Annotated in this window: 4 protein-coding genes; 1 reads left to right on the top strand and 3 read right to left on the bottom strand. The window is 67.1% G+C overall.

The genetic code is table 11. The features are described from left to right. From DCI01S_RS12760 to DCI01S_RS12750, 3 genes are read right to left on the bottom strand one after another with little or no spacing between them, the layout of a single operon-like run. Complete coding sequence (locus DCI01S_RS12760) at nt 1-6498, bottom strand: DEAD/DEAH box helicase (protein ID WP_061229579.1); 6498 nt, start codon at nt 6496-6498, stop codon at nt 1-3. Then, entirely contained in the window at nt 6495-11108 is a 4614-nt protein-coding gene (locus tag DCI01S_RS12755; protein ID WP_061229578.1) for an Eco57I restriction-modification methylase domain-containing protein, read from the bottom strand. Before DCI01S_RS12755 ends, DCI01S_RS12760 begins: the two co-directional genes overlap by 4 nt. 1 nt (nt 11109) lies before the next feature. Then, nucleotides 11110-14052, bottom strand: a complete 2943-nt coding sequence (locus DCI01S_RS12750; RefSeq protein ID WP_156482600.1) for a DEAD/DEAH box helicase — start codon at nt 14050-14052, stop codon at nt 11110-11112. A 1029-nt stretch (nt 14053-15081) separates the two neighbouring features. On the opposite strand from DCI01S_RS12750, the gene DCI01S_RS12745 reads away from it, so the two are divergent. Next, the coding region (locus DCI01S_RS12745) for a DUF3375 family protein (RefSeq protein WP_156482599.1) at nt 15082-15315 on the top strand (234 nt) is incomplete at its 3' end.

Genomic DNA, 15315 nt, shown 5'->3' with positions numbered 1-15315 from the left:
TCAAGCCCTCTCTCCGCCGCGCTGCGCCAGCGCGTCCCTGACCGCCGCGGCCGCGGCCACGGGGTCCCCGTTCTCGATTCCGGCGTCGATCACGGTCCAACCCGCCTCGGCGATCGGCCGGACCTTATCCGACGACTGCGACACGAACACCGCGATCCGCGCGTCCGGCCAGGAAACGTTGGCGATCACGCCGTGAACCTCCTCGCCGTAGTCGGGCAACGGCACGGCCAGCTCGGCCAATGCCCGGAAGAGCGCGCTTTCGACCTCTGCGTCGGGGTCGTCGGGGTCGATCTCCTCGGCGAGCTCGCGCCACGGTTCGGGCAACTCGCCGACACCCGGACCCTCCGAGCCGTCGGCGTCGCCCGCAGCGGGGGCCCCGGCATCCGGATCGGCCACCGACACCCCGCCGGCCGCCGATTCCGCGCTATCCGTCTCGACAGCCCCGGCTCCCTCCGACTCCGCGATCATCGCCTTCAGCTCGGCCTCGATGTCTTCGGCCCGCGCCACGTCGCGCCGCGTCCCGACCGCCGTGTTCTGCCCGCGCAGCGAGAGCAGGTTCCCCGCGCGAAGCCACCACTGCCAGTCCTCGCGGTACCCGTCGCTGGCCACGGCACCGTCGGAGTCGTCGATTACCAGCTCGGCGCTCAGTGACGACGGCTGGCGCGGATGCCCCTGCACCACGAGCTGCGCGAACCGACGGGTGTGCTCGGACCGCGCCTTGACGCGGTCGCCGGTGGCGAACCAGTACGCAGCACTCGCGTGTCCGACGTTCCGCCACACGTCGGGCGTGGGATCGGTGAGGATGCGGGCGAGCACGCTCACGGGGTCCCTGGCGGCGTCGTTGAGGAGCCCCGGGGAGATCCCCAGCGGCGCCGCGAAGGCCTTGACGAAGTTCTGATGCTCCCACGTCGCCGGCGGCCCGGCCGAGTCGTGTTCCTCGAGGTCGGCGAATGTGACGGCCCAGGGGATCCAGCCCAGGTCGCGCAGCGCGGAGCGCTTGCCGGCGTCGTCGTCGACCCGGTTGTGCACGGGGCTGGCGTGGTAGGTGTAACCGTCGGTGTAGACGGCGAACCTCATCTGGTGAGGGTCGTCGGCCTCGAGCACGTAGTCAGGCGTCGTCCCGGCCTCGTGGATGTGGTTCTGGGCTCGGAGCATCCAGGTCAGCCGAGAGCCGGGCATCCGGATCCGCAGGGCGGTGTACTTGCCGTCGGGCACGGTGGTGATGGTGCCGCCCGCGGCCTCGAGGGATGTCCGCAGCGCGTGCCGGAAGCGCACCTCCAGCGCGGAGTCGCCCTCGGTGTCGATGGTCTGGGTGGTGACCACCGTCCAGTCGCCGCGTGTCGGTTCGGCGTCGTCGTTCTTGTCGGCCCCGCGCAGGAGTGCGAGCAGGGCGCTCTCCGCGGCGGCGCGGGAGGTGCGGTCGGCGTCACCGCCACTGGCGTGGGCCAGCAGGCAACGTGGGCAGGCCAGCCGGTGCTCGTCGGCGCAGGAGCAGTCGCGCACGGCGAGGTAGGCGGTGTGGAGGAGGTCCCACACGCGTTCGGGCGTGGTGAAATCCGCCAGATATCCGGTGCCGCCGGGCACGGTGTCGTGGAGCAGGAGCGCGGGGGAGGGCTTGCCCACCTGGGGGACGGTGACGGTGGCCACGTCGAGGTGGCTGGGGTCGCCGCCCAGGACCCGCCGGAAGCCGAGCCGGAGCGCAGCGGTGAGGCTGGGCAGCACCATGGTGTCGTACGTGGACACCGCGGGTGGGAGGTAGAGCAACACACCTTCGGTGGACAGGGCTCGGCCCAGGGCGACGTGGACGCTGGGCTCCTCGGACGCGGTGGTGTGAGGGCACCAGGGGCGGTGGTCGCGGCGGCTGTTAGCGCCGGCCTCGGAGTCGAGGTGCCCGCAGTAGCCGCACACTCGGAACTGGGGCGCGGACGGTTGGGTGCCGCCGACGAGTCGGGTGCTCCCTGCGCCGGTGCCGAGGTTGATCCACCGGATGTCGGCGCGCCGCAGGTAGCGGGCGCCGAAGCCGTTGTTGTCCACGAACCAGGCGGGGGCGGCGTCGGTGGGTTCCCAGGCGAGGGTGCGGGCCACGGAGTAACGACGACGACGACGTTCGTCATGCCGCTCGTCCACGGTGGCCGCATCGCGCACCACCTGCGCGGACACCTTGCGCAGCGGCACCACGTCGAGCACCTGGTCGGTGTCGGCGAACCCGGCGGCACCGCATGCGGGGCAGGAACCGGGGCCGGTGCCCGCGACTTCGGTGCGGGCGTAGCTGCAGGCGGGGCAGACCCGCCAGCGTTCCACCGCGTCGCCGTCGGCACCCATGTCCACGGCGGAGATTTCGATGCGCATCCGGTCGGCGTAGAAGGAGTTGCCGGGGGCGAGTTCGGTCAGGGCCGAGGAGACCGACCGGGTGAACGTCGCCGAGGTGGCGTCGAACTCCATCGTGTCGGGGTCGTAGGTGGTGATGGACGCCTGCAGGTCCACGGTGTCGTCGAGGAGCTGGTAACCGGGCAGCAACCCGTAGCGTTCGAGCGCCGCGATCCAGTATTCGGTCTGTTGGGCCTTTTTCTGGGCCACGGTGGCCTTCTGGGAGGCCAATGCTGCACGCAGGTCGTCCTTGTCCTGGTCGGTGGCGCCGGGACTCTCGGCGCGTTCGCGGAGTCCGACGAGTACTGCGTCTAACGCGTCGAGCCGCGATGACAGTTCGGCATAGTCGGTCTGCCAGCGGTCCGCTGCGAGTTTGAGACTCGAGTCGAGCGTGACCGGGGCCGGGTCACCCTGGGCGGTGACACCCGTGGCCCACTCCCCCAGGTCGCGGGTGGCGGCCTCGCCCACGTGGGAGCCGAGGCTGGCCAGGAACCGGTCGAGCATTGCCTGCACCCGCTCCGGCAACTCCTTGCGCAGGAGGGCGAGGAACGAACCGGGGTGCGAGGAGAACACAGCCCTGGCCCGTGTGTCGGTGGGGTGGATCCCCTCCAGCACCAGGCTGTCGATCGCGTGGGCGATGAACTGTCGGCGCAGGATTTCCGCCGCCGAGAGGAACGCCGCCGGGGGCTGGACGCTGCCGTTGATGAGCGAGAGCGGGTCGTGCACCACCAGCAGAGCGGTACCGCGGCCCTGGACCAGGGCAACGACCAGGGAGTTGCCGGTGAGACGTCCAGCACGGCCCACGCGCTGTACATAGCTGGCCACGGAGCCGGGCAGGGAGGAGAGCATCACCGACGACAGGTCGCCGATGTCGATGCCCATTTCCAGCGTGGGAGTGGCCACCAGCACGTTGGGTGCGCCGGGTGCCTCAGAGGCGGACTTGAACTGGGTCTCGATCATCGCCCGCTCGGCGGGCTGCAGTAGGCCGGTGTGTTCGCGCGCGACCACCGAACGGCTGTCATGGGAATGGTAGAGGCGACGGTAGTAGTTCCGGGTATCGATCCCCTCCACCGTCAGGTGCCCAGTGCAGTCCACGGTGAGGCACGGGGCGCCCTCCACCACGTCGCGGACCGGGGCGGCGGCGGGCGTGGCGTTGTGGCACACGTCGCACCGCAGCTCGGCGGGCTCGGCCTCAGTGGCGACGAGGATGCTCGCCGGATCGAGCGGGTAGATGGTGGCGCCGGATTCGGTGGTCACCGCCTCGAGGTGCGCCTCGGCGGCGAGCTGCTCCATGAGGGCGGCGACGAGCTTCTGGGCGGTGTCGGGCGTGACACCCAGGTGCCGGGCGGTCCAGCGGGCGTACCAGGAACGGTTACTGGCCACCGCGTCGGTGCCGTCGTGGTAGCCGTCCTTGGCCAGGGTCGAGCCCACCCGAGGGAAGGTGGGCCAGCCGCCCACCGGGAAACCCGGCACCCCGCGGGCGCGGGCACGACGGTTGGCGAGGTGGTAGGTGTTGCCGTCGAAGCTCAGGTACTTGGCGAGCCACGGGTGGTTGATCCCGCCGCGCTGGCGGATGCGCTCGATGATGATCCGTGCCCACGCCTCCAGGGTGGTGTCTGCGGGTTCGGACTCGGTGAGAGTGGTCTGCACGGCGAGGGAATCCCATACCCGCCGTGCGGTGACGAGCAGGGTGGCGGAGGGGATGTTCACGCTGGGGACGGCGGTACCCGTCAGGGCGAGGGTGCGGCCGACGGTCGAGCGGAGCCCGAACTCCAGGCACAGGTCGAACAGCAACCGCTCCCGCACCCGCCGCGAGGCGCTCCGGCGTTGCGTGGCCGTGGCGGAGGGGTCCCAGAACGCGGTGAAGTTGGCCCGCTCGACGATCGACGGGTGGAGCAGGTGGTACCGCTCGACCGGGCTGTCGGCTCCGGACACCACGTCGCGGGCCAGGTCGTCGAGGAAGGCTTCGCCGCCGTCGAGGGCGGTGGTGATGGCGGTGCGCAGCGCGAAGGCGTGGGAGCGGGCCTGGACGAACCCCGCGCGGTGGGAGGCGTCCTGGACCGAGTCGCTGAACACCAGAGTGCGTTTGTCGGCCGGATCCAGTCCGCGGAGGCCGAAGAGGTTGGACAGAGCCACCGAGAGCAGGGTGGCCACCGCCGAGCCGATGAAGCGGATGGAGTCGCGGGTGCCGCAGGCCGGGCAGGTCCGGCGCTCGGAGTTCTCCTTGGCCGCCAGGCCCGTGTGGAGTAGTACGGGGACGATGCGGACGTCCTGCTCCGAGGCGCCGTAGGCGTCGGCACTGTGAAGGGTCGCCTGCATGGGGTCGAGCCACATGAGCGAGGTGCCCGAGTCCCGGGAGGCTCGCACCTGCGACAGCGGCAGTCCGGCTTCGTGAGCGGCGCTGACCTCCTGGTCGGCGCCGATGAGTGCACGCAGCTCGGTCGGATCGGTCACGGATTTGCGGCGGATCGTCGCCGGTTCAAAAACTGGTTTCTCGGTGCCGGGTTCGAAGGCCGTCATCCAGCCGGCCCGGCCGCAGTGGCGGCAGTAGATGGCAGGGAGGTAGTCGCGGTCACCGAACCCGTGGCCCTCGCGCGAGGCCGCGGCGGCGAGGTCGGGGCCGTCGTCGTGCCAGTGATAGGCGACGGTCGACTGGACGGCGCGGTCAAGTCGCGACAGTTCCCGGACCCACAGGTGGGCCTCGATGCTGGGTAGCCGGCGCCCGGCGTTGGAGTCGGCGGCGGTGACCTCGGCCCGGACATGGCTCAGCGCCCCCAGGACGTGGACGAGGAATGTTTCGGTCTCCGTCGGGCTGCGCCCGTGATCGGCCGGCAACACTGCGGCGGTCAGATCGGTGATGCTCATCGCGCGGGAGGAGTGGGCTAGGATGCGGGCGGTGAGTTCGTGACGGCGAAGCGCCTCCACTGCATCGTCCAGCTCCGCGTCGGGAGTGAGACCCCAGACGCGGGTCGCGACCTCTGAGTAGGTGGCCTCCGCCGGGGCGTCGCCCGACTCGATCCGATCCCGAATTGCCTGGTCGAGCTCGGCCATCACCGCGCGCGAGACAGCGGTTTCCACCGGGATACGCCCTTCGGCGTCCAGCCCGGTCCATTGGTCCACGGTGAGGCGGGACTCGATGAGGACGGATTCCGAGGGGAAGTCCTCGCCGAACACGGTGGCGGCGAACGTCCGGACGGCGGTGGCGTCGCCGTCGTCGCCGAGGGTGGCCGAGGTGGCCACGGGGGTGATCCGACCTAGTGGCCGGGCGCGGTCGGCCTCCGTGCGGGGGACGGGGGAGGTGGTGGCAGCGTCGAGGTGGGCTCCCACCACCAAGCCGAGCCGACGCAGCAGCAGCGCCACGTCGGTGCCCTGTGCGCCGTCGTAAGTGTGGAACTCGTCCAGCACCACGTACTGCAGTCCGGCGGCAGAGATGCGCCAGATGTCGGCGTCCTCGGCACGGAGTAGAAGCTGGTCGAGCATCTTGTAATTGGTGAGCAGCAGGTCCGGCGGGTCTTCGCGCATGGTGGCGCGGTCGGTGATGAGCCCGGCCTCGCTCACGGTGGTGCGCCCCGATCCGGAGGCCTCACCCGTGTACAGGCCCGCGGTGATCCCGGAGAGTGCCGGTTCGGTGGTCAGCAGCCGGGTGAGACGCTCGGCCTGGTCGGTGGCCAGGGCATTCATCGGGTACAGCAGCAGAGCTTTAACCCCCCGGACGCCCTGGGCGCGGGCGCGGCGGGCGTGATCAAGCACCGGGTAGAGGAAGGACTCGGTCTTACCGGAGCCGGTGCCGGTCACCACCAGGGTGGGGTCGGGACGCCGCCACGGCTCGGCCGAGTCTGGCGCGGGCTTGCTCGACAGGCGGGCGAAGGCCTGCGCCTGGTGGACGTACGGGCGGAACGGGAAGTTGGTTGGCGTCCAGTCCAGATTGTCGATGGCACCGTCTGCGGCGGGAGTGAACGGCATGCGAGTGCGCACATACGGGCCGTGGAACATGCCCGTGCTGGCGCTGGACACGAAGTCCGTGAGCGCGGAGAGCGTTGCCTTGTCCGACAGAGCGAACGTAGTGGACAGAAACTCGCCGATTCCATCCTTGAGCTGCTCGGCGGCCTGCAGTGGGAGGAGCGCGCTCACCGGAGCGTCCCTTCGGCCAGCTCACGCTCGAACCGCTCGTAGGCGGCCCGCATGTCGGTCTCGCGGTCGAGGGTCCGGAAGGGGTACTCGAACACGTAGGTCGCACCGGACTGGGGGTGCGTCCAGGTCCGCTCGTCTACGCTCAGCTCCTGCCCGGGCCTGAGCTTGCGTTCAAGTTGAATGATTTCGTTTCGAACTTTGCGCCCGTTTGAATCGAACAGGATGCGCGACTCGTTTCTTGCAAGTTTCGAGAAATGGCTCCTGAATAGATTGCACAGGTCATCAATTCCTACGCCGAGGGAAATTGCGACGAGAACGTCAACTGAAATTTCAGCTTTTCGCCTCTCTTCGGCTGCTCGAAGCGGTATTTCCTTGCTCCACTTGGTGCCAGTGCATTCCTCCCAAAGAGGAGCATACGCTTCTGTCAAGCAGTTCAGTCGAAGGAAGTGGCTGGCCGCCAGCCCTAATGCCTCGCTTTCGATATTAAAGTGCATCCTCCCGATCACTTCGTTATAAATGTTCAGTATGCCGAGTGATCTTAATTGAAAATCAACCAGCAGGCTGGAAGCTGCCGTGGCGATGAGTACATCTCTCTTGGTGTCTAGGGTTGTTGCAGAGTGCATCCCATTTATGTGCCCGGCTAAGGGGGGTATGAGTGCAATGAAAAGGGTGCGGGCACTATCATTTGCTGCCATTGTCCGCCATGCGAGCCGGAATCGATCCCTGATATCCTCTGCGGCAGTTCCGTTCTTGCCCTTCGGGAACGAATTATTGTATGACAGTAAATTGGATGTTGGTCGGTATGAGACGCCGGGGATGAAGTGATCGCCGATAGCTTCCAGGTCAACCTCGAGCATTCGCTCGCGACCGTTTGGTCCTAATGCAGGATACTTTGAGAGAGGGTTGGAGTTCGATATGTGTCGGCCAAGAAGAATTACGTCTTTCCAGGTGGCCGGGATGTGATATTCGGTTTCGAAGAAGCCCTTCTTCTTATCTATCGACTCATCCCAGCATCTCGACGCGTAAAGTCGGAAATTGTCGATTGATTCAAACGATGAAACTGCCGACAATAAGCGATTCTCTAGATTCGATGTGGTGTAGACTATTCGGGAGTCTAGAATTGGGGTGGCGCTCTCTTCGAGAAGTTTGTGCCAAACCTCAATATTTTCAGTCCGGATGGTGGAAATGCGATCCCGATGAGGTCGGAGGGCTTCGGTTGACGCTTCTGGGCCATGGCCGGGAAGGGGGCCTGTGCCATCGTGACTTATGGAATCAATAACCGTCTTTGGGTGAACTAAGTTTGACGCGTTTAGGAATGTTGGCTCACTAAGCTTGGAACCGTAGATATGAATTCCGTAAGTTCGAGACTTTCCAATATCGAATAGTTGGAGATCGTTATTGAACTTCCAATGACGACGCAATCGGAGGTAAGATGCTCGTCTTAGTGGAACGGCATCCTTTTCTGTTAGATGAGATTCGGGGTGGATGAGGGTGACGATTCCGGCGTCGCCGGCCGAGCGCCATGCTCGCTGAATGAACGCCCGATAGAGATCCGGCTGTTGACCAGTGAGCAGCGGATACTGTGTGGTGTCGTTGAGGTACTTGGACGTTACAACTGTTTCTGCAATTCCTGTAGTAAACGTGTCCACAGCCCCGGACCGGGTCACCGTAAGTTCGCGACGCTCAGCCTTGGCGGCTTGAGTTGGCTTGTGAGCGAGAATCCACCAGGGATCGGTCTCGCCCCAGAGCGCATCTTCGTCAGTGCGGGGCCGTACCCAGGGCGGGTTACCCACTTGGAGGTCGAAGCCGTCGGCGGCGAACACGGTGGCGAAGTCCAATTCCCAGTGGAAGAAGCCCTGGTCGCGAGTAACCTGCTCACAGACTGATAGCCACAGATGGTTCGCCAGTACGGTTTCGACCGGCTTCTCTCCCGCGAAGACTCGGTCGAAGTCCTCGGCTTGGTCGATCTGCTCCCAGGTGAGATTTGAACCCAGAACTATCTGCCCCTCCCCGGGGGCCCGGCGTCCGCGGCCCTTCGGGGTGTCCGAGTAAGCGCGCCCGAGGAGAGCTTCCAGACCGCCGATCCACTGTTCTAGAGTCGGTGGTTCGACCTTTTCTCCCGCGACGGTCACGTTGGCCTGGGTGAGCGGCCAGAACCACAGCGCGCACCACGCGTCCATCGCCAGCCGGAGGCGGCGGAATGCGCTATCGCGATCAGCGAACGACCTCTCGATCTCCGCCCGAGGGACCGGGTTGATTGGAGCGGTGAGCTCGGCTCCGTAGACATCGATCTCCCGCCGCACCTGGTCCTCGGCGATACGCATTCTCACGAGCGACAGTTGCCACAGCTTCTCCGCGCGCTCGGAAAGTTCCGTCAGCCGCTGCACCTGGGTCTTTGTGGGCTTGGCGGTGATCTGCTTGCGCCACGCCTTGAGTTCCTTCTGCGCTTCTCCAACGTATGGTGCGAGGTCCTTGGCATCTGCGGCGGCGCCCCAGCCGGCGGCGGGCAGGAGGAAGTGGTGGATGCGTCCGCGCACCGACGGATCGAACCCGGACTCCTCGTCGACTGCCGCCGCGAGGGCACTCAGCGGGGCATCCTGGGGTTCGGCGGTGAGCCACTGCTTCTTCTCCACCTGGGTGGGGGCGTAGGTGGCACGCCGGGCACCGATCAGTGAATTGCCACGGCGCAGGTGCAAGCCGAACCACGGGGCTTTGAGCCCCGGGGTCATGGTGTCGAGCCACAGTGCGATCTCGGCGAGCTCCACGGCCGTGGCATTGAGGTCCACCCCGTAGACACGGTGCAGGGCGAGGTAGGCCTTGACCTTCTGTAGCTCAGCGGTCCGCTGCTCCGGGTCGATCTCCGTGCCCAGTTCTCGTTGGCGGCGTTCCAGGTAGAGCTCGGCCAGCTGGCGGACGGCCTCCACGGCGAAGGCGCCCGAGCCCATCGCCGGCTCGCAGATGGACAGTGTGAGGATGTCCTCGGCGCGATCAATCCGGCCCGTGGCTTCGAGTTCCTCGATGGCCTGACCCACCACGAACTCGCTGAGCACCTGCGGTGTGTAGAACGAGGCTGACCGCTCCCGGTCGCGCGAGGACTGGCGGAACACGAACGACCCGCGCGGGTGCCGGACCCACTCGTCCTCGCCCGTCACCGGGTTACGACGCACCACCCGGTCCGAGGCCGAGACCTCCAGCGAGTCGGCGTGGTTCACCACCCACGACCCCTTGGAATCGTCGCCCCCGCGTGCGACCTCCCACAGGTCCTCGGTGGCGATGAAGCCTGTGTAGGACATCAGGCCCTCGTACACCTGCCCCAACTCGGTCACCCCGAGCGTGGCATAGGAGATGAACCCGCGGTCCTTACCCGGCTGCTCGGGCGTGAGCAGGAGGTTGCCCAGCACCCGATACAGCGCCATGTTGGACAGCTGCACCTCGTCGATGAGCGAGGTCGCCACCGGGGAGAACAGATCCGCCGAGAGTTCGTTGAACTCCAGGCCCGGCGCGACGCCCGGTTCGTCCACGGGGTGGTGGCCGCCGTCGACTAGCCGGAATAGTAGTGACAACGAGTCGTAGAGATAAGTGCCCTGCTCCTCGCGCGGGGTGGCCGGCGGGGAGAGGATCTGGTCCCGCAGGCGGGTGAGCCCGTAGCCGTCGTCGTACTCCGTCGACCCCACCGGCAGGATCTTCAACTCCGGCGACGCCTCGGCGAACAGCAGGAACAGGATCCGGTACAAGTACCGCAGCGACTGACGCGCCAACACCTGCCCGTCCACGTCCTCCACTGACATCCCCCGCGCCCGGCGCCGGTCCAGGACGTCGTTGGCGATGATCTCGATAGACTCCCGCACTGCCCCGCGCAGTGACTCGGAGACCTTGACCGAGTGCTGCCGCGAGTCCTCCAGCGTCTCGGTCCACCACACCGTGCCGTCGGGGCGACGCTCGAGCGACTCGCGGCAGACCGCCGCCAACACGCGCTCGATCTCCCCGCCCGATCTGGTGTCGCCGCGCTCGAGGGCCAGCAGCAGGTCCACTGCGAGGAACCGGCCCAGGGGCCACGACTCTCGCTCGGCCAGCAGGAACCACCGGCCTGCCAGCACCGCCACGAAGGCCGGCGGGGCGTCGGAGACGAACAGCTCGCCCACGACCTTGCCCACGGCCGCCTCCATGGGCTTGCCGTCGGCCGACACCTCGCCGAGCACGGGCGCCGACCGCAGGTCCTCCACCGTGTCCACCGGGGCGACCTCCAGCAGCACCACGCCGTCGCCGGCCCACGCCTGCGCGTGCCACGTGGTCTCCCCGCGCGTCCACGAATGGTCGCCGGGTGTGCCGTACCCCAACGCCCGGCGCAGCTCGGCCCGGTCCTCCTCCGACGCAGGCAGGGCCTCCTCGCCCTCGTCGCCGGCGGAGAGTTGCGAGAGCGACACCAGCAGCGACTGTCGCGCCGAGGTCAGGCGCTTGAGCGGGGACACCGCCCCCTCGCCGGCATCCTGTTTCCAGCCCTTGACCAGTGCCCGCACCCGGGCCAGGTAGGACTGCTTGGTCTCGTCGGTGGTGAGGTAATGCTCGCTGATCCACTCGTCGACGTTAACGATCGCGCTGTCGGCGGCCATATCAGCTGTTCTCCTGCGAGGTGGTCGGGGCGGAGGTCTCCGCGATGGGATGGTCGAGGGGGACGACGACGAGGAGGGGCCGCACCAGCCGCTGCTCCGGCCGGAGCTGCTCGGCGAGCTCGGCCTCCTCCTTCACCCGCCGGGACAGGGTCGTCAGGCGGGCGCTGCTGATCAGCTCATCGGCCTGGTTCTCCCACTCGTGAGAGCGCTCGCGCCAGGCGGTGATGCGGCGGTCGGCCTCGGCACCGGCCTGGGCGAAGACCGTCTCTAGCGAGCCCGTGGTGGACTTGACAGCCCGGGGGATCAGAGTGGAGAGCTCCGCGGCGTCGGCCACGGGGCCGGGGTTGGTGGCGCCGACGGCGAGGCGGATCTCCTTCAACCAGGCGTACGGGTCCTCGATGGGCTCCGCGGCGGCCAGCTCGGGGGCGGGGAACTCCACGGCGGAGAACGCCCGGGTCACCACCTGACCGCGGCGGTTCATCAGTGTGCCCATCACCAGGACGGTGGGGCAGTCCACGCGGCCACGGACCGCGGGTACCTCCTGGCGCGCCATCGACGCCAGTGCCCGGTCCGCAGCCCAATCCGAGACCGGGTGCAGCGGGCCGAGGAAGTGAGCCTTCGGCCAGGTGGTCTCGGAGATGCCCTCTCGGGCTTCCGCCAGCGACTGCTTGCCGCGGTTCACCGACGTGGCCAGAATCAGCTCCTCCCGGACCCGGCGAGCGCGGACGTAGTCCTCCGGCAGCAGGTCCAGCCGACGGGCCAGATCGTCGGTCGGCTCTAGCTGGGCGGTGTCGTTGGCGTTGCGCCGCCACGCCACGCCCCCGCGAACCCTGGGGAACTGCGGCTCGTTGTGGAACGCCTCGGTGAGGGCGTCCTCGAGGTAGTCCACCTCCGACTCGTACACGCTTTGCCGGTGGGACTCTGCCGCTGCCGAGCCGGCGGGCTCGTCGGTGCCGCTCATCGAGATCTGTTCGAGGAAGGCGTCGATGTCGTCAAAGTCCAACTCGTCGTCGTCATCCACCTGATCGGCAGCGGCGAGGACATCCTCCGGGCGACGCACGGCGTCGTCGAAGTCCTTCTTCCCCGCCAGCACCTCGCGGATGGTGTCCTCCTCGCGGGCTTCCGAATGCGCGCCCATGAGCGAGGCCACGTCGCCGAGCTGCGAATGGGCCTCGTACTCGCGCTCCATGAGCCGGGTGAGGACCTGCAGGTCGCCGGGCGCGGCATCCTCAGGGGGATCTAACAGCAGCGTGGTGATCACCGGGGGCGTGCGCTGCCCGTAGCGGTCCACACGGCCATTGCGCTGCTGGATGCGGATGAGCGACCACGGGATGTCGTAGTGCACCAGGTGATGGCACTGGGTGTGCAGGTTGACGCCCTCCGAGGCCACGTCGCCCGTCACCAGGACACGCAGCGGGCTCGACGCGCGCTTGAAGCCGTCGACCAGGTCCATCTGCTCCTGGTCGGACAGCCCGCCGTGCATCACCGCGACCGCGTCCGACTTGAGTTTGAGGTCCTTGGCCAGGTTCTCCGCCAGCCAGTGCAAGGTCCGCACGCGCTCGGAGAAGATCACCACTCGCTGATCGCTGCGCGGCGAGATGCCGATCTCGCGGAGGTAGGACAGCAGGCGCTGGTACTTGGCGCTGGAGGCCGGTGTGACCTGCTCGGCCAGCTCCTCCAGGCGGTCCAGGGCGGCGAGCTCGACGGGGCCGGACGCGACTTTGCGACGGTTGGTCACCGACTCGATCAGCGCGGCGGGGGAAGAGAGGTACGCCTTGGCCAGGGTCCAGGGGAACAGGCGGTTGTCGCCCGACGGGTACTGGACGCCCGGGCGGGTCCACGTGTCGCGGAGTTCGCGGGCGAGCGCGGTCTCCTGCGGTGAGGCCGGCACGAGGATGTTGTTCGGTTCGGCTCGCACGGCCCACTGTGCGCCCACCTCGCCGTCGACCTCTGGGCTGTGCCGGTGGCGGCGGATGATAAGCGGCTGCAGGTCGCGGGGGTTGATGGTGCCGTCCGGGCCGACCGCGGTGGGGTCGAGCAGGCGGATGAGCTCCGCGAAACTCTCGGCGCGGCCGTTGTGCGGGGTGGCCGAGGCGAGGATGAGCGCCTCCGTGGTGGGGGCGAGCAGGCGGGCGAGCTCGTTGTTTTGGGTGGCGGCGTTGGTGGCGTTGTGCACCTCGTCGATCACCACCGCGTCCCACCGGACCCGCTCCAACTGTGCGCGGTACTTGGCGGACTTGAGCGTGTCGATGGAGACGATCACGCGGGGGAAGAACGTGAACGGGTTGCGGGTGGCTGGCAACGTGCGGCGGACCTTCTGGATGCCCACAGAGTCGAGGCGGACCAGCGGGATCGCGAACCGGGTCCACAGCTCCTGCTGCATCTGCTCAAGCACGTGCCGCGGGGTGACCACGAGGATGCGCTCACCGCGGCCACGGCGGATGAGCTCCGCGAGGATCATCCCGATCTCGAGAGTCTTACCCAGGCCCACCGCATCGGCGATGAGGAGACGTGGGCGGAGCGTCTGGTTGGAAAGCGCCTTGCGGACCGCGCTGAGCTGGTAGTCGAGGTGGTCGGCCAGCATCTGCGTGGAGACCACCAGCGACTCGTCGTACAGCGGCACCGGGGTGCGGCGCAGCGTGGACTCTAGCCACAGCCGCGAGCGACGGTAGCCGGGGGAGGGGTCTGCCACGACGGTCGACTGGCTGGGATCCAGCGGCGTCACGTCGTCCAGGTCGGTGTAGAAAGTCGCCGTGGTGTCGCGAACGTAGGGGCTCACTCCGCGGACCTTGAGCAGGTAAGCGTCGCCCCCGTCCGTCGGGGAAGCGGCCGAGCGCTCTACAGCGGTGACTAGCCACTCCTCGTCACGGACTTCGACCGTGACGCCGGGTGCGAAGGGAATCTGACCTGCATGAGTGGGTTGGGAAACGGCGGTACTACTCACAGGTGGGGCGTCCTTCGCGGTGATCTCAGTTAAGGAACCTCTGAGGTTAGCGGTGCTCACTGCTTTGTGCACGCACATTTGGACGAGTGTCAGGCTGTGCTCGCCCGAGGTACGGTCAACCTCCTGCTTAACGGTGAGCAGTCGCGCTGGAATGCGGCGTACGTCGCGACAGAGGGGTAGCTAGGGGGCTGAATCGGTGTTGGCGCGTGTTGCGAACAGAACTAGGCGGGTCGGCACCAAGGATTGCCAGCTGGCGGCGCCGTCGGCTACCGAATCGACTCAATCCGAACAAACCCGTGAAGGTCCTTGAGCTCATCCTCAAGCGACTTTCGGTCATCGGACTCGATAACCATGGAGCCGAACGTGAATACGCAGAGAAACTTCATTTTTCCTACCGTCTATAAGCTCGTATAGGGACTATTATTGAACGGGTTATGCGGTCGCGATTGATGTCCATCCCTGCTTCGGAGGACTAGTCCTTTCCGTCGATGGTCTGCAAGCGATTATACGCGCCGCCGTAGTTTGTGGGTCGGGGCACGGGCGGAAAATAGGAACATCGGGCCAAAGAGGCGGCGGCGTTAGTCGGAGGGGAGCAGCGCACTGCGATTAGCGCCTCGCTCGAGCCCTAGCGTTGATGCCCAAAGAGATCCGATATTGCGAGTTGGCCAAGTCCCAGGATAATTATGGGGAAATGAGAGACGGCGGGTCACCGTGGATTCGTTGTTGTGTTGCAATCATCGCACCGCGTAAGGTTATTGCAGCTTTTCTCGCAGTCGCCCCTCTTAGGGGCCTCCTGAATCTGATGCGGAAGAGCCAGGAAATTGAGTTCGCCCAGTAGGGTGGGGTAGCCGATATTGCAACGAGTATGCCGACCAGAATGACGACTGGCACGCGAGGCCGCTCCGGTCAGCGGACTAGGCTCCTTCCGACCTCGCCCCGCCGCGCACCCCTCACGCCCCGCTCCTAGACTGTCCCCTCGGCGCACGAGCCGCCGCGACCGACAGTCCACCCACCGCGAGGAGCCGCAACTTGGAGTACGCGCAGATCGAGGCGCTGCGCGAGCGGCATCCCGCGTGGCGGATGCTGCGTGCCACTCATGCGCCGCTGCTGCTCACGGTGTTGGGCCGGTTCTTCGTGGAGGAGGGCCGCGGCGCCAGCCCGGAGGGGGAGCTGGTGGCGGCGCTGGACGACCAGCTCTACGCCATCAACGCCCAGGACCCGGAGAACCCGCGGTTCCTGCGTACGGCCGCCGAATATCTGGCC

The sequence above is a fragment of the Dietzia cinnamea NBRC 102147 genome (genome assembly GCF_001571065.1).
GTDB lineage: Bacteria > Actinomycetota > Actinomycetes > Mycobacteriales > Mycobacteriaceae > Dietzia > Dietzia cinnamea.
The sequence above is the reverse complement of the archived record's forward strand: the minus strand, read 5'-3'. Positions and strand labels throughout refer to the sequence as shown.

What these genes read in the sequence shown, in the direction of transcription:
- DCI01S_RS12755 (WP_061229578.1), bottom strand. Translation starts at nt 11,108, where the DNA reads ATGGCCGCCGACAGCGCGATCGTTAACGTCGACGAGTGGATCAGCGAG.